At 50.9% G+C, this 24130-nt stretch carries 20 protein-coding genes and 1 tRNA gene; 20 read left to right on the top strand and 1 reads right to left on the bottom strand.

Annotated features, from left to right (window positions below; all coding sequences use genetic code 11):
* Positions 1–52 precede the first annotated feature (52 nt).
* Entirely contained in the window at positions 53–328 is a 276-nt protein-coding gene (locus CGZ75_RS08335; protein WP_089523738.1) for an HU family DNA-binding protein, read from the top strand.
* A gap of 212 nt (positions 329–540) precedes the next feature.
* On the opposite strand, the gene CGZ75_RS08330 is transcribed toward CGZ75_RS08335, so the two are convergent.
* Positions 541–617, bottom strand: a tRNA-Pro gene (locus CGZ75_RS08330).
* Between the two features lie 421 nt (positions 618–1038).
* Here CGZ75_RS08330 and CGZ75_RS08325 point away from each other — a divergent pair.
* The 19 genes from CGZ75_RS08325 (at position 1039) to trpA (ending at position 24041) form a co-directional block, all read left to right on the top strand.
* The gene (locus tag CGZ75_RS08325; protein WP_089523737.1) at positions 1039–6462 is read left to right on the top strand and encodes a family 78 glycoside hydrolase catalytic domain; all 5424 of its coding nucleotides are present in this window, start codon (positions 1039–1041) and stop codon (positions 6460–6462) included.
* A gap of 1936 nt (positions 6463–8398) precedes the next feature.
* Positions 8399–8620, top strand: coding sequence for a trp RNA-binding attenuation protein MtrB (gene mtrB / locus CGZ75_RS08310; protein ID WP_089523734.1), 222 nt, complete (start codon positions 8399–8401; stop codon positions 8618–8620).
* A gap of 210 nt (positions 8621–8830) precedes the next feature.
* Complete coding sequence (locus CGZ75_RS08305; protein WP_141136699.1) at positions 8831–9358, top strand: hypothetical protein; 528 nt, start codon at positions 8831–8833, stop codon at positions 9356–9358.
* A gap of 133 nt (positions 9359–9491) precedes the next feature.
* Positions 9492–10364, top strand: coding sequence for a heptaprenyl diphosphate synthase component 1 (locus CGZ75_RS08300; protein WP_089523732.1), 873 nt, complete (start codon positions 9492–9494; stop codon positions 10362–10364).
* A gap of 8 nt (positions 10365–10372) precedes the next feature.
* Entirely contained in the window at positions 10373–11092 is a 720-nt protein-coding gene (locus CGZ75_RS08295) for a demethylmenaquinone methyltransferase (protein WP_089523731.1), read from the top strand.
* Positions 11089–11967 (top strand): UbiA-like polyprenyltransferase, encoded by an 879-nt coding sequence (locus CGZ75_RS08290; RefSeq protein ID WP_089523730.1) that lies wholly within the window; start codon positions 11089–11091, stop codon positions 11965–11967. The genes CGZ75_RS08295 and CGZ75_RS08290 overlap by 4 nt, the downstream gene beginning before the upstream one ends.
* Positions 11958–12590 (top strand): UbiX family flavin prenyltransferase, encoded by a 633-nt coding sequence (locus CGZ75_RS08285; RefSeq protein ID WP_425436451.1) that lies wholly within the window; start codon positions 11958–11960, stop codon positions 12588–12590. The genes CGZ75_RS08290 and CGZ75_RS08285 overlap by 10 nt, the downstream gene beginning before the upstream one ends.
* Positions 12577–13431 carry a menaquinone biosynthesis protein gene (locus tag CGZ75_RS08280; protein ID WP_176444811.1) on the top strand — a complete coding sequence of 285 codons (855 nt, stop codon included), beginning with the start codon at positions 12577–12579 and terminating at the stop codon, positions 13429–13431. Before CGZ75_RS08285 ends, CGZ75_RS08280 begins: the two co-directional genes overlap by 14 nt.
* Before the next feature lie 4 nt (positions 13432–13435).
* Positions 13436–14410: a polyprenyl synthetase family protein gene (locus tag CGZ75_RS08275; RefSeq protein ID WP_089523727.1), complete on the top strand. Its 975-nt coding sequence runs from the start codon at positions 13436–13438 to the stop codon at positions 14408–14410.
* Between the two features lie 50 nt (positions 14411–14460).
* Positions 14461–14904 (top strand): nucleoside-diphosphate kinase, encoded by a 444-nt coding sequence (gene ndk, locus CGZ75_RS08270; RefSeq protein WP_089523726.1) that lies wholly within the window; start codon positions 14461–14463, stop codon positions 14902–14904.
* Positions 14876–15694 (top strand): CheR family methyltransferase, encoded by an 819-nt coding sequence (locus tag CGZ75_RS08265; protein ID WP_089523725.1) that lies wholly within the window; start codon positions 14876–14878, stop codon positions 15692–15694. The genes ndk and CGZ75_RS08265 overlap by 29 nt, the downstream gene beginning before the upstream one ends.
* A 257-nt stretch (positions 15695–15951) precedes the next feature.
* On the top strand, positions 15952–17055 hold the full coding sequence (aroB, locus tag CGZ75_RS08260) for a 3-dehydroquinate synthase (RefSeq protein WP_089523724.1): 1104 nt from the start codon (positions 15952–15954) through the stop codon (positions 17053–17055).
* Positions 17052–17429, top strand: coding sequence for a chorismate mutase (aroH, locus tag CGZ75_RS08255; RefSeq protein ID WP_089523723.1), 378 nt, complete (start codon positions 17052–17054; stop codon positions 17427–17429). The genes aroB and aroH overlap by 4 nt, the downstream gene beginning before the upstream one ends.
* Positions 17430–17820: 391 nt before the next feature.
* Positions 17821–19398, top strand: coding sequence for an anthranilate synthase component I (gene trpE / locus CGZ75_RS08250; RefSeq protein WP_089523722.1), 1578 nt, complete (start codon positions 17821–17823; stop codon positions 19396–19398).
* On the top strand, positions 19398–20450 hold the full coding sequence (trpD, locus tag CGZ75_RS08245; RefSeq protein ID WP_089524617.1) for an anthranilate phosphoribosyltransferase: 1053 nt from the start codon (positions 19398–19400) through the stop codon (positions 20448–20450). Before trpE ends, trpD begins: the two co-directional genes overlap by 1 nt.
* A complete protein-coding gene (trpC, locus tag CGZ75_RS08240; protein ID WP_089523721.1) occupies positions 20440–21237 on the top strand; it encodes an indole-3-glycerol phosphate synthase TrpC in 798 nt (265 codons plus the stop codon). Before trpD ends, trpC begins: the two co-directional genes overlap by 11 nt.
* A complete protein-coding gene (locus CGZ75_RS08235; protein WP_245850746.1) occupies positions 21234–22046 on the top strand; it encodes a phosphoribosylanthranilate isomerase in 813 nt (270 codons plus the stop codon). The genes trpC and CGZ75_RS08235 overlap by 4 nt, the downstream gene beginning before the upstream one ends.
* Entirely contained in the window at positions 22043–23248 is a 1206-nt protein-coding gene (gene trpB, locus CGZ75_RS08230) for a tryptophan synthase subunit beta (RefSeq protein ID WP_089523720.1), read from the top strand. Before CGZ75_RS08235 ends, trpB begins: the two co-directional genes overlap by 4 nt.
* Positions 23235–24041, top strand: a complete 807-nt coding sequence (gene trpA / locus CGZ75_RS08225) for a tryptophan synthase subunit alpha (protein ID WP_089523719.1) — start codon at positions 23235–23237, stop codon at positions 24039–24041. Before trpB ends, trpA begins: the two co-directional genes overlap by 14 nt.
* Positions 24042–24130 lie beyond the last annotated feature (89 nt).

The following is a 24130-nucleotide window of genomic DNA, read 5'->3' as shown; positions in this document are numbered from 1 at the left end:
AGGAAACGGTTAAACCATGTGATAAGGTGAGAAATTACAGGAGGTGAGTTCATTGAACAAGACCGATCTGATTAACAAAGTAACTGAAGTGACTGAGCTGTCCAAGAAGGATGCAACGAAGGCGGTAGACGCCGTGTTCGAAGCCATCTCCGACGCTCTTCAATCGGGCGATAAGGTACAACTCGTAGGCTTTGGCAACTTCGAAGTACGCGAGCGCCAAGCTCGTAAAGGCCGCAATCCCCAAACTGGTGTGGAGATCGATATTCCTGCCAGCAAAACGCCTGCTTTCAAACCAGGCAAGTCCCTCAAGGACCTTGTATCCAACTAGTCCAGCCCAGCTGGCGCGCGTCCGAATGTTTACATTCGGGCGTTTTTTGTTTTAACGGAGGACTTCTACCGGCAAATTTCAGCAACAAAAAGACCACCCCTTCAAATGTAATTTAGTACATCTGAGAAATGGTCCATTTGGGTTGAAATCTGGTTTATGTAGACTACAACTTTTAAAACTTAGAAACTGCTGTAGCCCTGGTATGTTATCTATGGTCGGAGTAACAGGATTTGAACCTGCGACCTCACCCACCCCAAGGGTGCGCGCTACCAGGCTGCGCCATACCCCGACGTTAAAAACTCAACCAAACTCTTAAAACACTTATGTAACGCCAGTTCCAACGAAAATTCGTACGATAATGGCTTCCGTTTGGCACAGGGATGATTATAGCACCTAGGCGCGCACCCCTGCAATATAAAAACTAGCAGTTCTGAGGAAGAAATTTCTTCTCTTTTCCCGTGGGCTATCCTCGCCGCCAAAACTGTCGTTGAACTGGACATACTCCACATGTCGTTCATCGAGCCGTTCGAAGGTTTACTTCAGGAAATCGATGGCACTGGTGGAAGAATGCGTACTACCGGGACGGACTACCGCATTCAGGTTTATTTATTGTCAAGATGGTCACCCCTCAAGTAACATTTGTCTCCTTCAAGTAACGGGTTATTCTCGATATGATACATATACAAAAAGGAAGAGAGAAGGATGATCCTATGAGTTTTTTATCCTTAACGAATGCCAAACGCAAGTTGAGTATGGCTTCTCTTGTTATGGTCCTGATGGCAGGCTCGGTGTCCAGCATCTATAGTCCAGTATCTTTGGCAGCATCCGTTTCAGCTGTTACGATTACCAATCTCAAGGTCGAATCAACCGCAACACCGCTCGGAATCGATGTGGACAAGCCAAACTTTAGCTGGCAAATGGCGGTTTCATCCGATGCACGCGGGTACACACAGACCGCTTACCAGATCGTCGTCAAGGATCCCGAAGATAAAGTGGTTTGGGACTCAGATAAGGTCGCAAGTGGTGGCTCAGTTGGTATTTCTTACGTGGGTGAAGTTTTACGGGCAGCAACCAAGTACAGTTGGACGGTTACCGTTTGGGATCAAAACGGAGATTCCGCTACGGGAGCTTCATGGTTTGAAACAGGTCTGATGAATCCAGAACTTTCAGCATGGAATGGCGCAACCTGGATTGGCGGCAGTCAGGATGATATGGTGCTATTTTCACACTCCCTGTCCGTATTTAAGGTGAAATACAGCATGAAGCTGGACAGCGATTCGAACAGTACAAAAGCAGGCTTTGTACTTGGCGCAAATGATAGCCGTTTGATGGACAAAAATAAGAATATTTACAATATCCAGAGCGGAAAAAATCAAAGCTATCTTAAATTCGAACTTGATATTTCGGCGGTAGATGGCTCTGCTCAAGGTCTAGCTAAGTTCAATATTTATCGAGTGGGCTATGCTCCTGGCGATAAGTCGGATACTCCGATTAGTACGGGCACTATTCCATTGACGTTAATCAACAAGGATAACAAATATAACGCACACAACTTTTATTTAGAGGAAAACCTTGAGCAATGCATGATATATGTAAATGGAACAGGTGAAAGTAACCGAATCATGAGCGCAAAACTCAATCCTTTGGGTGCAAGCGGCGATTTTATCAGCTTCCCGATGTTAGCCGATATCGGTTTTAAGATGGATGCAGGGCAAAAGGCCTCCTTCTCTAACCTCGAAGTGTACAATTATCGAAAACCTTCTAGTACGCTGTTTAAAGAGAATCTGAGTCAAATGATCCCATACGACGGCGTTTACAGCGGATTTGTGGATAATGCGAATTCAGGATTCAAGGTGGTAAATGATGCCTATGTTCTTGACGGTGGGGCCAGTGGTATTTTTGCCGTGGCAGACCCAAGCCGAAATTCGGTTCCCATGATGCGAACAGAGTTTGCTGCCGACAACAAGGAGATTGAAAAAGCCCGCCTATATGTTACAGCCCGTGGTGTATATGAAATGTATATTAACGGCAAACGTGTAGGTGAAGACTATTTCAACCCGGGTCATACCCAGTACAATGTGACTCATATGTATCAAACCTATGACGTTACAGATATGATCCATTCCGGAGGAGATAATGCAATAGGAGCTTGGCTGGGTGAAGGCTGGTGGAGCGGCAATTTCTCCTATATCGGGAACAACTGGAACTATTATGGCGACCGTCAATCGCTTGTGGCTAAGCTGGTTATCACGTATAGCGACGGATCGACCAAAGTCATTACAACAAATCCCACCGAATGGAAATACTATAATGACGGACCCATCCAATACGGCAGCTTCTTCCAAGGTGAGAACTATGATGCAACTAAAGAAGCGGCAATCAACGGTTGGAGCACGGCGGGATATGACGACAGCAACTGGAAGAGCGCGTTCGAGGTAAAGCTGGACAGCACGAATGCCTTTGTGGAGTGGCCTTTACTTTATAACAACATGAAGATGATCGGTCAAATTGGCGATAACGCAAGTATTGTGGAAACGCTTACAGCGAAAAGCGTAACGGACGTTCGCCCCGGCCAAAAGGTCTATGTGTATGATATGGGACAGAATATGGCGGGTGTACCTAAAATCACGATTAAGAACGGTATCGCCGGTCAGAAAATCACGATGCGCTATGCTGAGGTGCTTTATCCGAACCTGCCGCAATACGGGGCAAACGTCGGCATGATCATGTTGGAAAATATTCGGGCTGCCCATGCCCAGGATACTTACATTCTCAAGGGTGGAGATGAAGTTATACAGCCGCGATTTACCTTTCATGGCTATCGTTATATTGAGATAACGGGTATTGATGAACCGTTGCCGGTAGATGCCGTGCAGGGACTGGTTATCAGCTCTATGAAAAATGAAGCTTCTCATTATGAATCATCAAATAGTGAAGTGAACAGGCTGTGGCAAAATATTAACTGGTCCACTCGCGGAAACTTCCTTAGCATTCCTACGGACTCCCCGCAGCGCAATGAGCGCATGGCTTGGTCCGGCGACATTTCGGTGTTTTCGAGAACAGGTACCTATATTACGGATGCGGACCAATTCCTTACTCGTCAATTGTTGGCTTTGCGCGATTCCCAGGATTCGAGTGGCAGATTCAAAGACGCTACACCAGGCCAAAACGGCTTCGGTGGAATTCTGTGGGGAAGTGCGGGCATTACCATACCTTGGGAAGTATATCAACAATATGGCAATGTAGCTGTTTTGAGACAGCATTACGATTCTATGAAGAAATACATGGATTACTTAAGTACCAATTACCCTTATGATGCGAGGCTGGGTGACTGGCTTAGTCCTCAATACGAACAGAATGAACCGATATTTCTGACGACAGCCTATCACGTTTACGATCTGTGGATCATGGCTAAAACCGCGGAAGTTCTCGGTCAATCGCAAGATGCTGCAAAATATTGGGCCTCATACAACGAACGAAAGAATTACTTTAATAACACATTCGTGAAAGTCGTGAATGTCGATAACAAACCTGTCAAAAAAACGGTCAGATCCGACGGTACGCTTATGGATACACAAACTTCCTATGCCGTTCCATTAGCTCTTGGAGCCTTCAGTGATGAGAACATTGCTGTCATGAATGAAAATCTCGCAAATACGGTAACGCGTCAAAATATCGATGACAATAAGGCACTACTTCCCGACTATTCTTTGATGACCGGTTTTATCGGAACAGCGTGGATCAGCAAAGCGCTATCAGACGGAGGACATAGCGATTTAGCCTATCGTCAACTGCAGCAAACCTCTTATCCGTCTTGGTTGTATTCCGTAAAACAAGGCGCAACCACGATTTGGGAGCGATTGGATTCATATACAAAAGAAAATGGTTTCGGCCGCTACAATAATATGAACTCATTCAACCATTATTCCTTCGGGGCTGTCGGTCAATGGATGATGGCGTATTCGCTGGGTATACAGCGCGATCAGAATAATCCGGGTTTCAAACATTTCATTTTGCAGCCTACTCCCGATCCGGATAAAGTCATGACTTCGGCTCAAGGCTACTACGATTCTGTGTACGGACGGATTGTCAGCTCGTGGAACGTCAACAATGACATGTTTACGTACAGCGCGACGGTACCGGCGAACACTACGGCTACCCTGTACATCCCTGCTGCCTCTGAGAGTGCAGTTCTGGAAGGCGGGAAGCAGGCATCGGAGTCCGCTGGAGTCACATTTGTTAAATACGAGAATGGCAATGCGGTCTATGAGCTTCAATCCGGCAGCTACCAGTTTACTTCCCCAATAATCAATAATTCCGGATTGGTCGATCTGGTGAAAAAAGCTAGGGCGTTGCCCAATGCCAACGGAAAGTATACAGTGGATTCTTTCGAAGCTCTGCAAGTAGCAATTGGAGCTGCCGAAGTTGCTTTGGATACCAGCGAGACTGCGGAAGAATTGGCAGCTGCAACGGCTGCGTTACAAGCTGCTATGGATGGTTTAGTGGAATCCGGTAATACCATTGTTGTAACTGCAAACAAGCAACCATGGAAACCAGAATATTCATGGCAAAATGCTGCTGATGGCGATTTAAATACGTTCACTTGGATTAACTCTGCTCAGAACATTGGCGATTACATTCAATTAGAATTAAGAGATCCGCTGCAATTACATTCAGTTTCACTAACTTCAGTTAATACTACGGACCTGCTGGCTAAATCAGATGTTGAAGTTTCTATGGATGGAACAAATTGGGCTAAAATAGGAGAAATGGATAAATTAAACAGGCAGACAATCACCGTTAGCCAAGTACAAGTTAAGTACGTTCGTCTTACTGTAAAAGAAGAAGCATCACGTTGGACTTTGATTAATGAAATAGCTCTTAATGATACGCCAGCCCCTACACCAACGTCTACACCAACGCCAACACCGACACCGACACCGACCGTAACACCGACACCAACGCCAACCGTAACACCGACAATTGTTGTATCTGCAAATAAGCAACCATGGAAAACGGAATATGCATGGCAAAATGCTGCTGATGGCGATTTAAATACGTTTACTTGGATTAGCTCTGCACAGAACATTGGCGATTATATTCAATTAGAACTAAGCCATCCACTGCAATTGCATTCAATTACACTGATATCAGAGAATACTACGGACCTGCTGGCTAAATCAGATATTGAAGTTTCTATGGATGGAACAAATTGGGTTACAGTAGGAGAGATGGATAAATTAAATAGGCAGACGGTCGAAGTTAGCGGAGTACAAGTTAAGTACGTTCGTCTTACTGTAAAAGAAGAAGCATCACGTTGGACTAGGATTAATGAAATCATTCTTAATGATGCACCGACGCCGACAGCAACGCCGACGCCAACAGCAACGCCGACGCCAACAGCAACGCCGACGCCAACAGCAACGCCGACGCCAACAGCAACGCCGACGCCAACAGCAACGCCGACGCCAACAGCAATACCAATACCAATACCAATACCAATACCAATACCAATACCAATACCAACAGCAACGCCAACACCGAGCGCTGAACCTGGAAATGAGCCAGGGCAGCATGAAGAGAAGGTTGAATGGCCGGACGTGGATGCTGGGCATTGGGCAGCGCAAGTCATTCAAAAAGCGGTTAAACTCGATATCGTCAAGGGATTTGCTGACGGCACATTCCAGCCGGGCCGAATAACAACGCGAGGTGAATTTGCAGCTCTGCTAGGAAGAGCACTGAAACTGAATGATGTGGAAAGTGGAGAGCCAGAGTTTGCCGACCAAGCGAGCATACCGAAATGGGCCAGACCATACGTTTCTCAATTGGTCCAAAGGGGCATTATTAACGGATTTGAAGATGACACCTTCCGAACAGGAGAAAGCATGACTCGACTCGAAATGGTTGTCATGATTACGAGAGCGCTTGAGATCAAGGTTGAGCTTAAGGCGCCAGTAACGATGTTTACCGATGCAAAGCAGATACCGGAATGGGCGAGACCTTATGTCGCCGCTGCATATAAGGCGGGATTTGTAAGCGGAAGAGAAGATGGAAAGTTTGATCCTGGCACATCTGCCACTCGAGCAGAGGCGGTCGCAATGGTTATCAGAATGCTGGAATTAAAAAATAACTAAAGCTTCCTTCTGCCGCTCAGTTTTCCTTTCGGAAAACGAGCGGCTTTTCCTTGCCAATTCGTATGAGAAAACGATACGAGATCCGTGATGACCGATGGGGAAAAGTGAACGACCTCTTGCCGCCAGAACTATATCCACAGGGGGCGCTCGGCAATAGATAGCGGAAAGATGCTGAATGCCATGTTCTGGATGATCCGCTCTAAGCATCGGACAATTTAGCGAAAGATTGACTGGTGGTTGTTTAAAGAGCGGCATTTGGTCGAATGCCTCTTCAATAAACTCAAACACAGCAGGTAAGCAAAAATGCAACCACTATCAAGCTGGTTGCATTTTTTGTGAAATTTCATTTGGATCTATATTCTGAAATAAATGCAGTTAAAACAAATGATGCAATAATAATACCGCCAAGGGAGAGTATTTGGATTACATTCATAGTACCGCTGAGCACATTAAATTGAGCAAAAAAGAAGCGGAGTAAAATGAAGAGTACGACAAAAACACCGATGAAAATAATTGTATCTATTAAGAAATTGATGATTCTAATAAAGACCACCACCCACATTCTTCGTTGTATCTTTTAGACTAAATTATCTTTTACTCTTTATTCTTTTTTTTTCTTGATAAGTATTAACAGATAAACAAGAAGTAACACGACATTAATTGACATGAAAAATAAACGTAGGCTTTTCTCAAATAGTCCAATCATAAAAGATACATTGCCACTGGAGAAGAATAAGAACAGTGTTTCAACAACATTACTTTTGTTATGAATCGAATGAATAATTTTGTGAACTACAACTGTTAGAGCGAAAATATTTAAGATTATAGCGAATATGAGCAAGCTCTACCCCCCTGAAATGTATAAGAGCGTATTAGTAGTTTTAAAGCTACTTTTTCATATTCATTAATTATAACATAATTGGCTATATTTACTTTTGGTAATTGAACAGCAAATGCTAAAAAAGATCTGTGATGTGCTGAAGTGTTCACTAATTGGCTGATTTACTGGGAAGATGGGGTTAAGTTATAATTGATGTGAAATTGTATTGTTTAATCGAAGAGGTACTGGGGATTAAATGCCCGGTTCAACATATGTGCATGGTCACTTCATTCACTAATATAGCAACAACAAGGGAGTCTACAGCATGGATTCGATATTATTTATTGTGACATGGGCCATTATTGGGATTTTTATCGGTGGAGTAATAGTACTTGTTAAAGCTAAATTCAAGAAGTAAAAGCAATGAAAATAGGCTTGATTGTATTGAATAAGCTTTTTTGCTAATTCATAAGCATGATCGCTGCTGCAATAAATGAAGTAATCGCTTTGCTTGTACATGAATGATCAAGCTGAGGCGCTTTGAGACTCGCTAGTTTATGAATCTCAATTTATAACGGGACTGAGAAGCCTTATTGGAGCAAAACGGAGGACTTTTTAAGCGTAACGGAACTCAGAGAAGCTATAGAGGGGATTGCGAGGTAATATCATCATCTTTGATTCAAATAACGTTTCTCAGTTCCGTTAAATAATTCGAACCCTGTGTTTGACGGGGAATAAGCTCTCTGAGTTCCGTTAGCGGGTGTTGAGCAAAAATGCTTTCCCAGAATGGATGAGAGCATGGTGAGAACAGAAGCACGCTAAATTTATCAGGCTATAAAGTTGAGCCTGTGCTTATAAGTAGTCCTCTTTACAAACCTAATGGACCTCTCTATACTGTTAAATGATTAGTGCACTAACATGAATTTACTGAATAAACCGGGGAAACAATTAAGTAGTGGTCATCCCGTTTACTTGGGGTGGGTGAGGTCACAGGTTCATATCCTGTTACTCCGACCATACATAATAGCCTGAACTGCTTTCCTGATGCTGATCGGGAGAGCAGTTTTTTCTAGAGGAACATGATGTCCGGATTACCGGGCGAAGGAGGAGACAATCATGGGGCAGCAGGAAGCAGATTACATCGTCATTAAGGCCAAGGATCAGGGAGTCCAGGTCATCGGATTGACTCGTGGCACGGACACCCGCTTTCACCATACCGAAAAGCTGGACAAAGGCGAGGTGCTAATCGCTCAGTTCACAGATCATACTTCCGCAATCAAGATTAGGGGCCGGGCGACAATCATGACCCCCTATGGCACGGTTGAGTCGGGAGAATGATGGAGCAGGCGCAGGCCTGCTTTTTTTTGCGATTGAGAATTCACGAAAGTTGTCCTCATGAGAATTCATGAAGGTTCTCCTCGTGAGAATTTACGAAAGTTATCCACTTTGAAGCCTTGAAGCTCATGAAATTGAACCTGTCCCCGTATACTGGCTGTATAGACCGGTAATGTTGTCCGGAAGCAGTCGGGAGAGGGAGGCTTGGCTCGTATGAGAGCAGGGGCGTGGGGACGGATGGCCGGGGCAGCGATGGCGGCAATTGCCGCCATTTTGCTGCTGGCGCAGCTGCCGTTTGATGGTGGAGCCGTAAACGGCGAAAACAGAGCGGTATTTCGCACGGAGCTGCCTGAGCCGCTTAACCAAGCGAATTTAGTGGATGAACTGCAGGCGCTCGGCTTTTCGCAGCGTTTGCAGCGGGTAGACTGGAATGGAAGCGTACTTAGGGTGGATCTGAAGCGCGCAAGCGGAAGTTTAGAGGAGGCGTTCTGGCGGGAGGATCTGCTGGGGCTAGCCCAGCTCAGTTTCCTTCGCAGCTCGAATGTGACCCGTCTGCTGGCCAGATTGGAAACTTCCGAAGGCATCCTAATTGCCGCCGCTGACTTGAGGCGTTGGGACCCATGGATCAAGCCGGAGACGCTGCGTGACTGGAGTGGCATCCAACTGGGTTCAGATCGCCTATGGCAGTCGCGGCTCAGGCTGGTCTATTTCCGGGCTAAGCCGGAACAAAAGAGTAGTTAGTTCAGCAGAAGGAGCATACTCTGGCAAGGGCTTTCATGCCGTTTTGCTTTTGTGCTTCTATGCCACGATTGTGCTATAATAGTTTAGATTATGGAACGGTTGTGTCTCGCCGTTAGGTTCGGAGGCTTACCTCATGACAGATTACCGAATACCCGATTTAGCCAAAAAGTATACGAAGCATGACATGATTCAGCGCTACGCGGATTTGCCTCCGTTTCCAGACGCACGTATTCGGCTTTTGAGCAGTTTCTTGCAATATGGGCCAGCGGCGGAGCATAGGGAGGTTCAATCCCTTGCTGTATCACTCGTCCAGCTAGGGCTGGACACCCACGATGAGGTGGATATAGAAGCCGGTGAACGTGGAATGATGCAGATGCGTCAGAGACAGCTGCGCGTTCTGGCAGGCGATTATTTTAGCGGCCGATTCTATCAGCTACTGGCAGGCGCCGGGCAGATTGAGATGATCCAGCGCCTTAGCAGAGCTATTTGCGAGGCCAATCTCTTCAAGACGGATCTGTACCAACGGATCAAGAGAGGGCAGCTCCCATCAGAGGATTATCTGGAGCTGCAGAGCAATATCCGAGGTGAACTGCTCCTCAGCTTTTCCGAGCTGATTGAAGAGCGGCTGAAACCTGCTTGGGAGGAGCTTGTACGCACCCTATCCAGGCTGGAGGTTCTCTCTGAAGAGAGGAATAAGCTGGATCACTCCGGCAGTTTCTATGACGGCTGGGGTTACTGGTTCGTTGTGGAGCATGGCGAGTCTCAGGACAAGCGGATGCTTCAGGAGGAAGCGAAGCGGGGAGCTGGCGTAGCAGCACTTATGATCAAAAAATACGGCCTGGCTTCTTTGCTGGCGGACAAGCTTGGCGCATGCGCAGCTCAATTCGGGCAGCTTGCGGGTTCACTGGTTCCGGCCAAGCTGGCGAAGGAGACGGCTCTCATTGGAGAGATGCTGCTTCGCCCCGCCGCGGGAGCGGCTGCTGGAGCGGCAGGTGAAGTGAGGTGACAACAGAGATGAACTCAAGCTCCAAGGAAACACATGTCCATTCCGTATTTCAGAAGATCGCTCCTAAATATGACATGATGAACGATTTGCTCAGCTTCCGCCAGCACAAAGCTTGGCGGAAATTCACCATGCGCAAGATGAATGTGCGTCCGGGAGAAACGGCGATTGACCTTTGCTGCGGTACATGCGACTGGACGCTTGCAATTGCCAAAGCGAGCGGCAACGGCAAGATTATTGGCCTTGATTTCAGCCAAGCGATGCTGGATGTCGGCCAGAATAAGGTCAACCAGGAGAAGCTCGGCGACCAGATTACGCTCGTTCAGGGCAACGCAATGGTGCTTCCCTACCCGGACAATAGCTTCGACTATGCAACGATCGGCTTCGGCTTGCGCAATGTTCCTGATCTTCATCAGGTGCTTCGTGAAATGAAACGCGTCGTGAAACCAGGCGGTAAGGTTGTATGCCTGGAGCTGTCCAAGCCGACCTGGCAGCCTTTCAAGGGGATTTATTACTTCTACTTCGAAAAGCTGCTGCCCCGCGTCGGCAAGCTGGTTGCCAAGTCTTATGAACAGTACAAGTGGTTGCCTGATTCTTTAAAGGCATTCCCGGGACGGAATGAACTTGCGGTAATTTTCCGCGAGACCGGACTGGAATCGGTAAGCGCAGATCCCCTGACCGGCGGCATTGCGGCGCTTCATATCGGAACGAAGGGGACAGACGGGAAATGATCCGCAAAGTACGCATCTTTTTAGAAATGATTAAATTTGAGCATACCATCTTTGCCCTGCCGTTCGCTTATATCGGTATGCTGCTCGGTGCAGTGACGATGGAAGGGCGGCTTCCTTCTTGGGCGGAGGCCGGCTGGATTACTCTGGCTATGATTGGCGCTCGCAGCGCCGCTATGGGCCTCAACCGGCTGATCGACAAAGCAATCGATCTCAAAAACCCGCGGACCGAAAAGAGGGCACTGCCTGCCGGCTTGCTGAAAACCGGCGAGGTTGTGCTTTTCGTTGTCCTGAGCTTTGTCCTCTTTTTCTGGGCGGCGTCTAAGCTCGATCCGGTTTGTATCAAGCTCATGCCGATTGCGGTATTTTTCTTGGTCATCTATTCCTATGCCAAGCGTTTTACTTGGCTCTGCCATATCATTCTCGGCTTGACGATCGGCCTAGCACCACTCGGCGGCTGGATTGCGGTCACAGGCGAATTCGCGCCTGCGGCCTGGGTGTTCTACATCGGCATTGTTTTCTGGCTGTCTGGCTTCGATACGATCTATGCCCTGCAGGACATCGTTTTCGATCGTAATGAGAAAGTGTATTCTATTCCGGCTCGCTTTGGAGTCAAGCGTTCTCTGATGCTGGCTAAGTGTTTCCATCTCGTAACAGCGGTTTGTTTCATCGCACTCTTCTTTATGACCGACCTTAGCTGGATTTACCTGGCGGGTGCATTGATTTCCATCGGCATCCTGTTCTATGAACATCTAATACTTGGTCCAGATGACATGAGTCGTCTGCAAACAGCCTTTTTTACCATGAACGGTTGGCTCAGTATTACGATGCTTGTATTCACACTGCTTGATCTTACGGTGCTGAGAGCATGGGCATGACGGGGGAGACAAGGCGTCCGGTACGCTGGGCTGTCGGCATTACAGGGGCAAGCGGAGCGATTTATGGCGTTCGTTTGGTGGAAGAGCTGCTGAAAGTAGGCTGCGAGGTTGGACTTGTAATCAGTGATGCAGGTTGGAGAGTGCTTAAGGAAGAGCTCGGTTGGGATGCTACGCGAAGGCAGGAAGCGATTCGTCAAGCATTCGGACAAGCAGCAGAAGACGGCAGATTGAGGATGTATCCCAGTGGAGACATCGGGGCGAACATCGCCAGCGGCTCCTACCGGATGGAAGGAATGGTCATCGTGCCTTGCTCGATGGGTACGTTGTCTGCAGTGGCGCATGGTTCGTCGGATAATCTGATGACCCGTGCGGCGGATGTGATGATGAAAGAAGGCCGCAGGCTGCTGCTCGTTCCCCGGGAGACTCCGCTTCATGCGATTCACCTGGAGAATATGCTCAAGCTGTCGCGGATGGGCGTTTCTATCGTGCCGGCAATGCCGGCTTTCTATTACGGACCTCGAACGATGGAGGACCTCGTTGATTTTCTAGTGGGCAAGCTGCTTGATCTGATGGGACTAGAGCATGACTTGTTCCGTCGGTGGGGAGATGATGGGCGTGGCTAACAGCAGACCGATCGGAGTCGGCAGAATTGACTACACGAATGCCTGGCCGCTTTTTCATTATGTGCCGGACGAAACAGAGGATTACCGTATCGTGCGTAGTGTGCCTTCAGGCTTGAATCGCATGCTGCAGCAGGGGGAGCTTGGCGTTTCGGCCGTCTCCTCCTTTATTTACGGAATGGAGCCGCAGCGTTATGTGCTTTTACCGGGGCTATCAGTGGGTACAGTTGGCCCGGTGCGATCCATACTGCTCTTTCTCAAAAAGCCGCTGAAGGAAGTTCTACGCGGTAAAATTGCCATGACGGACACTTCGGCTACGTCGGTGAGCCTGCTCAAAATGATCTTGCGTCTGCGCTATGACGGCAATCCGGAATATACCGTGATGAAACCCGATCTTGGGGCGATGCTGAAGGATAATGATGCGGCTCTGCTTATCGGCGATAGCGCTATTCGGGCGTCATGGGAGTCTCATGGCCTGGAGGTCATGGACCTTGGCCGCGAATGGAAAGAATGGACGGGACTCGGCATGACTTACGCGGTTGTCGCCGCTCGGCGGGAAGCTGTCGAGAACTCCCGAAGCGAAGTGTTGCGCATTCATGAGGACCTGCTGGCAAGCAGGCGCAGAAGTACGGCGAACTTGGAGCCGCTCGTGCAGCGGGCGGTTGCTTCAATCGGCGGCACTAAAGCTTATTGGACCGAATATTTTACCGGCCTGCAGTATGACTTTGGACCGGAGCTCCGCGAGGGGTTAGAGCTTTATTATCGCTACGCGCATGAGCTTGGGCTCGTTGACGGCAAGGCAGTGCTGGAATTTATGAATTCGCAATTATCCACAGGCAGGTGAACGAATGAAACTGCTAGATCTTTATGCCAAAATGAAAGGCGAGCTAAACGGAATCGAGCGGCAGCTGGAAGCAGCTGTAGCCGAGGATACGAGCCTGCTTGGTGAGTCCTCTTTGCATCTACTGCAGGCAGGGGGCAAGCGTATCCGCCCTGTGTTCGTGCTGCTCGCCGGCCGCTTCGGCGACTATCGGCTTGAGGAGCTTCAGCGCGTGGCAGTGACGCTTGAGCTGATCCATAGCGCCAGCCTAGTGCATGACGATGTAATCGACAATGCACGGACCCGCCGCGGCCAGCCAACAGTTGGAGCCAAATGGGATAACCGCATCGCGATGTATACCGGAGATTACATTTACGCCAAAGCGCTTATACTTATGACCGAATCCAAGGACCCTGAGCTTCATCGGGTTCTGGCGCGGGCGATGGTGCAGATGTGTATCGGTGAGATGGAGCAAGTTCGCGATTTCTTCAATACGGAGCAGTCTGTACGCAACTACCTGCGGCGTATTCGCCGCAAAACAGCCCTGCTGATTGCGATCAGCTGCCAAATGGGGGCTATCGCTTCCGGCGCAGATCGCAGAACAAGCAATCTCCTCTACCAATTCGGCTACAATACGGGCATGGCATTTCAAATCCGCGACGATCTGCTGGATCTGCTCGGTACGGAGAAGCAGATCGGCAAACCGCCGGGCTCTGATATTCGCCAAGGCAATATTACATTGCCCGTGCTGCTTGCGCTTCAAGAGCCGGCGCGCCGTGAGCCGCTATTGGCAGAGATTCGCGCGATTCGCGAGAGTGAAGGGCATGGAGATACACATGCAGCCATTCATTTAATCCGTTCGAGCGGTGGCGTAGCCATTGCCGAGGAGATGGCGGAGCGCTTTACCTCAAAAGCTTTGACCGCGCTGGCAGGACTTCCGAACTTGCCGGCGAAGAAGAATCTGACTGACATCGCCCATTTTATCAATAAACGCAGCTACTGACCGTCCGCCGTGGCGGCAGTTGGGTGTCCAGCGAACCAGGAGGGAACCGCATGGAAAGAACCTTGATTATGGTCAAGCCTGACGGCGTACAAAGAGGTCTCATCGGCGAAATCATGACTCGTTTCGAGAAAAAAGGCCTTCAGCTTGTCGGTGCGAAGTTCATGCTCGTCAGCGAGGAGCTGGCCGAAACCCATTACGCCGAGCATAAGGGCAAACCGTTTTATGAAAAGTTGATTACGTTTATTACTGGCGGGCCCGTGTTCGCGATGATATGGGAAGCCGATAATGTTATTGCTCTTACGCGGGCGATGATCGGCAAAACGGATGCGGTGGAAGCTGCGCCTGGCACGATTCGCTCGGATTATGCCGTACATACGAACTTGAATCTTATCCATGGATCCGATTCTCCCGATAACGCCGAGAGGGAGATTTCACTTTGGTTTACGCCGGAGGAGATCGTTAGCTATGAACGAACCCTTGCACGCTGGATCTGATGTCGTAAGCGGAGCGGATGCGGATTTCAATCGCTTCATCGAACAGATTCGCACCCAAACCCGGATTGATTTGTCCCAGTACAAAGAAAATCAAATGAAGCGGCGCCTCACAACGCTGCGCATGCGGTATGGCTATACGACGTTCGCCGCTTATTGGGATGCGCTGCGCAAGTCGCCGGAGCTGATGGATGAATTCCTCGACCGGATGACCATCAACGTATCCGAATTTTGGCGCAACCCAAGCCGCTGGGAAGTTCTGCACAGCCGTTTCCTGCCGGATTTGCTGGGGAAAACGACGAAGCTTCGCTGTTGGAGCGCAGCTTGCTCGACCGGTGAAGAGCCGTATACATTGTCTATTCTTCTGGAGGAGCTAGGTGCTGCTGCGAGATCTGAGATCGACGCCACGGATCTGGATCGGGGTGTGCTGGCCAAAGCACAGTCGGGTGAGTATCACACCCGTTCGATCAAGGATGTACCTCGCCCGCTGCTGGACAAATACTTCAGCGCAAGTCACGCAGGTTATACGGTGAAGCCGGAGCTGCGTAAAATCATCCGTTTCAAGCAGCATAATCTGCTGGACGACTCCTTTAATGGGCCTTATGATCTTATTATTTGTCGTAATGTCATGATTTACTTCACGGAAGAAGCCAAAACGTTGCTTTACCGCAAATTCGCAGACGCCTTGAAGCCTGGCGGGATTCTATTCGTCGGCAGCACGGAGCAGATTTTCTCTCCCGCTGAGTACGGTCTGGAATCCGCCGATACTTTTTTTTACCGGCGTAAAGGTTGAGTTAGCTCCAGTAAGCCCGGCCTTGTGGCCGGGCTTACTTTCTTGTCAAACCTGGGCGCCTATACTATAATGGGCAAAGAAAGTTTGGATGGATGGCCTGATGCGAACAGGGCTGGGCACTGACGGCGAGTAGCGAATTTCCGCCGAAAAGTGGAACAGTTCGTCTTGGCGCAGCATGACGCTTGATCTCTTAAAAGCGTCGCTGTATTAAAGCAACGGCATCATTTTTGGGCCTTATTGATGAGGGGGAAAACGGGTTGCGTGAGCTAACAGTTAATTTGGAGGAGCGGTCTTATCCGATTTATATCGGTGAAGGCTTGCTGACCCGCGCTGGCGATCTGCTGCTGAAGCATGGTCTGAGCACAAAATCCCCGCTATTGATCGTCACCGACGATAGGGTGGGACCGCTCTATCTGGATTCACTTACCTCCACTTTGGAGGCAAGCGGGTTCAATCCTGTATCTTTCGTAGTACCAGCGGGTGAGCAGTCTAAGTCGCTGGACGTATTTCAATCCATCATTACGAAAGCGTTGGAAGTTGGCCTAGATCGCAAGTCGGCAGTCATCGCTCTCGGCGGTGGAGTAGTCGGGGATCTGGCGGGTTATGTTGCTGCTGCTTATATGCGCGGCGTTCGTTTCGTGCAGATTCCAACAACGATTTTGGCGCATGACAGCAGTGTTGGCGGCAAGGTGGCGGTAAACCACCCCAAGGCCAAAAATATTATCGGGGCGTTTCACCAGCCAGAGCTCGTTCTTTACGACCTGGACACTTTGAAATCTCTGCCTCCGCGCGAGGTTCGTTCTGGACTGGCTGAAGTCATTAAGCATGGTCTCATCTGGGATGAGGAGTTCGTGAAATGGTGTGACGACAACGCCGAACGTCTGCTGGCACTGGACCCGGAGGCGCTAGGGTACGCGCTTTACAAAGGTTGTTCGGTGAAGGCGGCGGTCGTGTCCGAAGACGAGACGGAGCAAGGTTTGCGGGCGATTCTTAATCTGGGGCATACGATTGGTCATGCGCTAGAAGCGGTAGCTGGCTACAATGAGCTTCAACACGGTGAAGCGATATCGATCGGTATGATCGGTTCAGCGATGCTTGGCGTACAGCTAGGCGCGCCGATTGAAGTTTACGAGCGGACCCGCCGTGCGCTCGGACTGGTCGGATTGCCGACCACTTTGCCGGAGCATTTGAATACAGACCGGATTATGGAAGCATTGATGCATGACAAGAAATTTGGCGAAGGCAAACTGGTGTTTGTTGTGCCAACGGCAATCGGTAAAGTCGAGATCAGAAATGACATTCGCAGCGAGTGGATATTTGCTATTGTGGAGAGGCTAAAGCGGGAGGAAAGCTGGACATGAGTGTAAGAGGAATTCGTGGAGCCATTACGGTTGACCACAATGAGGAAAAAGATATTTTGGACGCAACTTCGGAGATGCTGGAGGCGATCGTCGCCGATAATCGTATCGATCCAGAAGATATTTGCAGCGTGATGATCACGGTAACTACCGATTTGGATGCCACCTTCCCAGCGCGCGCTATTAGGGGCTTGCAAGGATGGGATCTCGTACCTCTTATGTGTGCGGTAGAGGTGCCGGTCAAGGGCAGTCTGGAGCGTTGTATTCGCTTGATGGTTACGGTGAACACGGAGCTGACGCAAAAGGAAATCAAGCATGTTTACTTACGCGGCGCCAGAGTGCTTCGCCCTGATCTGAGCGTTACAAAAGCTCCATAATAAATGGAGCTGCGGAGCAGTCAGCACCGCCTAGCAATAATGCAACTCCGGCTTGACGGCAGCTTGAGCGCTCCTGTATAGTCAGGATAGCAAGCAAGATCCGGGTGGACTTAACAGACAGTCCCCAATCATGTCCGGCGGCAAGAGGGCCAGGAGTGACGGGGAGTCTGATAGATGAGCAGAGATGAGCTTAGTTGAGCAGGCGAGTATGGCAGGGATTATTCTAATGTGCCGAGTGCATGATTTTGTGCATGTCGTGTATTTAGACTAGGTTTCCTCCATTTAGCGCTTGAACTTGACCTATTCCATGTCTCCATCAGCTCCCGCCCTGCGGGAGCTTTTTGCTTTGACCCGGGTTTTATCCCTACCCTATGGCATGGAGATGATGACGATGAATCAAGAGTTGGAAACGATAATCCGCCTAGCTGGACGTTACAATCTCATCCCAGTAGCACGCTATTTGCTGGCTGATACCGAAACGCCCATCCGTTTATTTCAGCATTTTGCAGCAGAAAAGAGAGCTTTCCTGCTGGAGAGCGTAGAGGGCGGAGCCAAGTGGGCGCGCCACTCCTTTATCGGCATGGATCCGTTCATGATGCTTCATGGCAAAAACGGTCGTATGGTGCTGGAAAAGCGCGGTGAACAGCTGGAGCTTGGAGGAGAGCGGCCACTTGAGCTGCTTAAGGCGCAACTGCAAGCCTATCGTAGTCCTGAGCTGCCTGGTATTCCCTCGTTCAGCGGCGGAGCTGTAGGATTTTTCGGTTACGACCTGCTGCAGTATTATGAGAAGCTGCCGAAGCATCGTCATGATGACTTGATGATGGACGATATGCAGTTCATGTTCTGCGATTCTATGATCGTGTTTGATCATTTCAAACAGCAAATCGGCGTAATCGGCAATGTTCATATTCCAGAAGCAGCGACGGATACCGATATCGAGCGTGCTTACCATGATACGCTGACGAAAATCGAGGGGACTCTTGAAAAGCTGCGGCAGCCGGTTCCACTCTTGGCGACGGCTGGAGGACCGCTTCCAGATGACCCAGAGCTAGGCGACATTCGCTCCAACCTGACCAAGGAGCAATTTCTCTCCAATGTGGAGTCGGCGAAGGAATACATTCGGTCCGGGGATATTTTCCAGGTGGTGTTGTCCCAGCGCTTCCATATCGAAACGGATGTTGATCCGCTGCAGGTGTACCGGATTTTGCGGACGATGAATCCATCTCCATATATGTACTATCTCAAAATGGACGATGAAGTGATCGTCGGAACTTCACCCGAAGCACTTGTTAAAGTGTCGGACGGCAAGGTTGAAACGCGTCCGATCGCCGGCACAAGGCCGCGCGGCCGCAACGAAGAGGAAGATCGCGAGCTTGAGGCGGATCTGCTCGCCGACGAGAAGGAGCGCGCGGAGCATCTGATGCTCGTTGACCTGGGGCGCAACGATATTGGACGCGTAGCGGAGTTTGGCAGCGTGCGCTGCGATTCTTTTATGCAAATTGAGCGTTATTCTCATGTGATGCATATCGTTTCCAATGTGAAGGGGCAGATGAGAGAAGATAAGGATTTCTTTGATGCCTTTATCAGTTGCCTGCCGGCAGGTACGGTCTCCGGCGCTCCAAAGCTGCGGGCGATGGAAATCATCGCAGAGCTTGAGCATGAAGCCAGAGGCGCTTATGCCGGGGCGATCGGTTATTTCGGCTTCAGCGGTCGGAGCATGGATACATGCATTACGATTCGCACGATTATTTTCAAAGGCGGCAAGGCCTATGTGCAAGCTGGGGCGGGCATCGTCTGGGACTCCGTTCCGGAGAAAGAATACGAGGAGACCGTCAACAAGGCGAAGGGTATGCTGAAGGCGATTCGCACGGCCGAAGCGGCATTCGGGCAACGACGCCATGAGGAGCAGGCGCTTCCGCAAATCAATAGCGATTATTTTGTAACGGCAGGAAGGGAGGAGCGGTCATGATGGAAGCAGTTCAAGGAATTACGATGCAAGGAGCGCTGAACAAGCTGATCGGGGGCGAAAATCTCAGCCGCGGCGATGCAGGCGATGTTATGCGTCAGATCATGGACGGCCAGGCGACATCTGCGCAGATTGCGGGTGTTGTGACGGCGCTGCGAATGAAAGGCGAAACGATCGATGAAATCAGCGGTTTTGCGGAAGTCATGCGCAGCTTCTCCCGACATGTCGATACGGTGCAGGAAGGGTTGCTGGATACATGCGGCACTGGCGGCTCCGGCATTCATAAGTTTAATATTTCTACAGCTTCATCGATTATTGCAGCTGCGGCAGGTGTGAGGGTAGCCAAACACGGCAACCGGGCGATGAGCGGCAAGGCAGGCAGCGCGGATGTGCTGGAGGCCCTTGGCGTGAACATCGGCCTGGATGAAAAGCAGGCGGCAGCTTGCCTAGAAGATATTGGCATCTGTTTCCTGTTCGCACAGCTGTATCATCCTTCGCTCCGTCATGCGGCTGGACCTCGCCGTGAGCTTGGCTTCCGGACGATTTTCAACCTATTGGGGCCGCTGACCAATCCAGCAGGAGCAGATCGACAGCTGCTCGGTCTGTATGATCGCTCGCGCACCGCAACGGTAGCTGAAGTACTCGGCAGCCTTGGGCTGAAAAGAGCGCTCGTTGTCTCCAGCTATGACGGGCTGGACGAGATCAGTATCAGCGCTGCGACTACAGTGTCGGAGCTAGGCGAAGACGGCAAGGTGCGCACGTATGACCTGACGCCGGAGGAAGCGGGGATTAACCGCTGGCCGTTATCGGCGATTCAAGGCGGATCACCTCAGGAAAATGCGGAGATTATCCGCCGGATTTTCAGCTGCGAGGAGCAGGGTGCATATCGCGATATCGTGCTGATGAATGCGGGAGCGTGCATTTTTACCGGAGGTGCGGCGGGAACGCTGGCCGAAGGCGTACACAAAGCGCGCGCGGTCATCGACAGCGGCTTGGCTGGGGCTAAGCTCCAGCAGCTTATTCAGAAGACAGGAGAGCTGGCCCATGTTTCTTGAGCGAATTGTGCAAACGAAAAAAAATGAGGTGGGGGAGCTTGCAAGAAGCTTCAACCTCAATACTTACGAACGTGAAATATCCGGCTTGGAGCCGTGTCGCGGCTTCATCCGTTCTGTTACAATAGAGCGTCATCGGGATACAGGTCTCATCGCTGAGGTGAAAAAAGCCTCGCCGTCCAAAGGACTGATCCGCGAGGATTTCCATCCTGTGGAGCTGGCGCGCACGTATGAGCAGGCAGGTGCAGACTGTATTTCGGTGTTGACGGATCGGGATTATTTTCAGGGTGCGCCCGAGTACTTAACCTCTATCCGCGGTGCTGTATCGCTGCCGCTGCTGCGTAAGGATTTTTTAATCGATTATCGTCAGGTGTATGAGGCGCGGATTATAGGTGCGGATGCGGTGTTGCTGATCGCGGCGATTTTGAAGCGCTCGGAGCTGAAGGCGCTGCATGAGATTGCCGAGTCAATCGGCATGGATGTGCTTGTAGAGGTTCACGATGAGCGGGAGATGGATCTTGTGCTTGACGTCGGTATTGCTAAGCTCGTCGGCATCAACAATCGCAATTTGCATACGTTTGAGACGAGTCTGGAGACGACGGAGCGGCTGATGCGCATGGTGCCGGCAGGCGTTAGCGTCATCAGCGAAAGCTCGATTTCGCAGCCAGAAGATATCGAGTATATCCGTGGCACAGGAGCTAGCGGCGTGCTCGTAGGCGAGCATTTCATGCGCCAGCTTGATCCTGGCGAGGCGGTTGAGCAGTTGCTCGGCCCAGTTACGAAGCGATGAGCGAGTCGGTGGGGGCGCAGGAGGGCTCGCTGCAGGGCGGGTGCTTGCAAGGCACGCCGCATGAGGAAAGCTTACCGCAGGGCGGGAGCCTGCCGGTAGACTCATCGCCGCGCCAGCCTATGCAGAGCGGCATGCCGCTGCTCAAAATTTGCGGCATCCGCGATGCGGCTGCTGCCCGCCTGCTCGGCGAGCTGCCGGCCGATTATGCCGGCTTCATCCTCGCGCCGAGCAAGCGGCAAATCAGCCCGGCGCAGGCGCGCGAGCTGATCGCCGCTATGCGCGAGGCGGCACGCGCGGCTGGGCGCCGCGCACCGCTAGCCGCAGGCGTGTTCGTGAACGCGCCTGCGTATGAGCTGGCGCGTGCCGCTGACGCAGCCGGCCTGGACATCGTCCAGCTGCACGGCGCGGAGAGCCCCGCGGATTGCGCGGCCGCGGCTGCGGCAACAGGACGCCCCGTATGGAAGGCGCTGCATGCCGGCCATGTCGGCGGAGCCCAAGGCAGCGGACCAACACCAGCGGAGCTGGTGCGAGATTATGCAGCGGCAGGCGTTAGCGCGCTGCTGCTGGACACGGCCGGAGGAGGAACAGGCCGGACGTTCGACTGGGAGCTGCTCCCGGCCTATCAACAGGCGGCGCGTGAGGCTGGGGTGCCTCTTTTCGCCGCAGGCGGGCTTCATCCCGAGAATGTCGGCGAGCTGATAGAGGGTTATCGTCCAGACGGGATCGATGTATCAAGCGGCGTAGAGCAGGACGGACAAAAATCACCGGAGCTGATCCGGGCATTTACGGGAAGGGTGAAGCAACTATGAATAAGGTACCTGATGGGAACGGGCGCTTTGGCAAATTCGGTGGACGTTATGTGCCGGAAACGTTGATGAACGCGCTTTTTGAATTGGAGGAAGCTTATAAACATTATTCCAATGATCCGAAATTCCAGGAAGAGGTCCGCTATTTGCTTAGCAAGTATTCCGGACGTCCCACCTCGTTGTACTACGCGGAGCGTTTGACGCAGCATCTGGGCGGCGCCAAGATTTTGCTGAAGCGTGAGGATCTCAACCACACTGGCGCACATAAGATCAACAATACGATCGGACAAGGCGTCCTGGCCAAACGGATGGGCAAAAAGAAAATTATCGCTGAAACCGGAGCTGGCCAACATGGCGTCGCCTCGGCGACTATCGCTGCGCTGCTCGGCATGGAATGTAAAGTATTCATGGGTGAGGAAGACACAAAGCGCCAGCAATTGAACGTATTCCGTATGCAGCTGCTGGGAGCGGAGGTCGTGCCGGTACTGTCCGGAACGCGTACGCTGAAGGATGCTTGTAACGAAACGCTGCGTTATTGGGTCAGCCATGTGGATGACACCTACTATATTCTTGGCTCCGTTACAGGACCGCATCCTTATCCGATGATGGTGCGCGACTTCCAGCGCATTATCGGCGATGAAGCCAGAGAGCAGATTCTGCGTGAGGAAGGCCGTCTTCCGGACTATGTTGTAGCCGCTGTAGGCGGAGGCAGCAATGCAATTGGTATTTTTTATCCATTTGTAGGGGACGAGTCGGTGAAGCTGGTCGGTGTCGAGGCAGCTGGACGCGGCATTGATACACTTGAGCATGCAGCAACGATGACGCTCGGTCGCCATGGCGTATTCCAAGGTTCTCTCAGCTATGTGCTTCAAGACGATGCGGGACAGGTTCAACCAGCTCATTCCATCTCGGCTGGACTGGATTATCCGGGTATCGGACCCGAGCATGCTTATCTCAAAGATTCAGGCCGAGCAGAGTATGTTCCAGTAACGGACGCGGAAGCTTTGGAGGCACTGCAGCTGCTGAGCCGCACCGAGGGTATCATTCCGGCGCTGGAATCGGCGCATGCGATCGCCCAGGTCATGAAGCTGGCTCCAACATTGCCCCCTGATCAGACGATTGTTGTCTCCCTGTCCGGGCGCGGCGACAAGGACGTGGAAGCGATTATGAGCTATTTGGGAGGACAAAAGCATGAATCGCATTGATGAGGTTTTCCACAAGCTGAAGTCAGAAGGCCGCACGGCGCTCATTCCGTTTATAACTACAGGTGATCCCGATCTGAAAACGACAGTGGATATCATCATCGAGCTGGAGCGGAGCGGCGCGGATATGGTGGAGCTTGGTGTTCCTTATTCCGATCCGCTTGCGGACGGGCCGGTCATCCAGCAAGCCTCGGAGCGCGCGCTCCGTGGGCCGGTAACGCTGGAGGCATGCGTCGAGGTTGCCGCTCAAGCAGCAGCGGCTGGCGTTAAGATGCCGTTCATACTGTTCAGCTATTTTAATCCTATTTTGCAATATGGCTTGGAGCGATTCTTCACCCTCATTCATGAAAAAGGGATCAGCGGCCTCATTATTCCTGATCTGCCGATCGAAGAGGACGGCGAGGTGCGTGAGATGGCGGCAGAAGCCGGCATTCATCTCATCCCGTTAGTCGCTCCAACCTCCAAAGCCAGAGTGCAGCGCATCGCAGCCTTGGCGCAAGGTTTTGTCTATTGTGTCAGCTCGCTCGGCGTGACCGGCATGCGCAGTGAGTTCCACAGCGGCATCGAAGAATTCCTACAGTCGGTGCGCGAAGCGACGCCGCTGCCAATTGCAGTCGGCTTCGGTATCAGCAGCCGTGACCAGGTAGAGCGGATGAGCAAACATGCCGACGGTGTTATCGTAGGAAGCGCGATCGTTCGCCAGGTAGAGGAAGCATTGCCACTGTTGCTAAAAGAAGACACATACAGGGACGGCATCTCGCAAATCGGCCGTTTTGTTGCCTCTTTGCGAATCTGACTTGGTGCACCGCTTTAAAGTGCTTTCAACTTCACGTCAATTATGAGACAATAGAAGGCATGACGCGTGAAGCGGAATCCTACTTTTTA

It is taken from the genome of Paenibacillus herberti, from assembly GCF_002233675.1.
GTDB classification, from domain to species: domain Bacteria; phylum Bacillota; class Bacilli; order Paenibacillales; family Paenibacillaceae; genus Paenibacillus_O; species Paenibacillus_O herberti.
The sequence above is the reverse complement of the archived record's forward strand: the minus strand, read 5'-3'. Positions and strand labels throughout refer to the sequence as shown.

Excerpts from the sequence above, each read along its gene's own strand:
- trpC (WP_089523721.1), top strand. The coding sequence starts at position 20,440 with ATGTTTCTTGAGCGAATTGTGCAAACGAAAAAAAATGAGGTGGGGGAG.
- CGZ75_RS08290 (WP_089523730.1), top strand. The coding sequence starts at position 11,089 with ATGATCCGCAAAGTACGCATCTTTTTAGAAATGATTAAATTTGAGCAT.
- CGZ75_RS08325 (WP_089523737.1), top strand. The coding sequence starts at position 1,039 with ATGAGTTTTTTATCCTTAACGAATGCCAAACGCAAGTTGAGTATGGCT.
- CGZ75_RS08285 (WP_425436451.1), top strand. The coding sequence starts at position 11,958 with ATGGGCATGACGGGGGAGACAAGGCGTCCGGTACGCTGGGCTGTCGGC.
- mtrB (WP_089523734.1), top strand. The coding sequence starts at position 8,399 with ATGGGGCAGCAGGAAGCAGATTACATCGTCATTAAGGCCAAGGATCAG.
- CGZ75_RS08295 (WP_089523731.1), top strand. The coding sequence starts at position 10,373 with ATGAACTCAAGCTCCAAGGAAACACATGTCCATTCCGTATTTCAGAAG.
- aroH (WP_089523723.1), top strand. The coding sequence starts at position 17,052 with ATGAGTGTAAGAGGAATTCGTGGAGCCATTACGGTTGACCACAATGAG.
- CGZ75_RS08275 (WP_089523727.1), top strand. The coding sequence starts at position 13,436 with ATGAAACTGCTAGATCTTTATGCCAAAATGAAAGGCGAGCTAAACGGA.
- trpA (WP_089523719.1), top strand. The coding sequence starts at position 23,235 with ATGAATCGCATTGATGAGGTTTTCCACAAGCTGAAGTCAGAAGGCCGC.
- CGZ75_RS08265 (WP_089523725.1), top strand. The coding sequence starts at position 14,876 with ATGAACGAACCCTTGCACGCTGGATCTGATGTCGTAAGCGGAGCGGAT.
- CGZ75_RS08235 (WP_245850746.1), top strand. The coding sequence starts at position 21,234 with ATGAGCGAGTCGGTGGGGGCGCAGGAGGGCTCGCTGCAGGGCGGGTGC.
- trpD (WP_089524617.1), top strand. The coding sequence starts at position 19,398 with ATGGAAGCAGTTCAAGGAATTACGATGCAAGGAGCGCTGAACAAGCTG.
- CGZ75_RS08280 (WP_176444811.1), top strand. The coding sequence starts at position 12,577 with ATGGGCGTGGCTAACAGCAGACCGATCGGAGTCGGCAGAATTGACTAC.
- trpB (WP_089523720.1), top strand. The coding sequence starts at position 22,043 with ATGAATAAGGTACCTGATGGGAACGGGCGCTTTGGCAAATTCGGTGGA.
- CGZ75_RS08305 (WP_141136699.1), top strand. The coding sequence starts at position 8,831 with ATGAGAGCAGGGGCGTGGGGACGGATGGCCGGGGCAGCGATGGCGGCA.
- trpE (WP_089523722.1), top strand. The coding sequence starts at position 17,821 with ATGAATCAAGAGTTGGAAACGATAATCCGCCTAGCTGGACGTTACAAT.
- CGZ75_RS08300 (WP_089523732.1), top strand. The coding sequence starts at position 9,492 with ATGACAGATTACCGAATACCCGATTTAGCCAAAAAGTATACGAAGCAT.
- ndk (WP_089523726.1), top strand. The coding sequence starts at position 14,461 with ATGGAAAGAACCTTGATTATGGTCAAGCCTGACGGCGTACAAAGAGGT.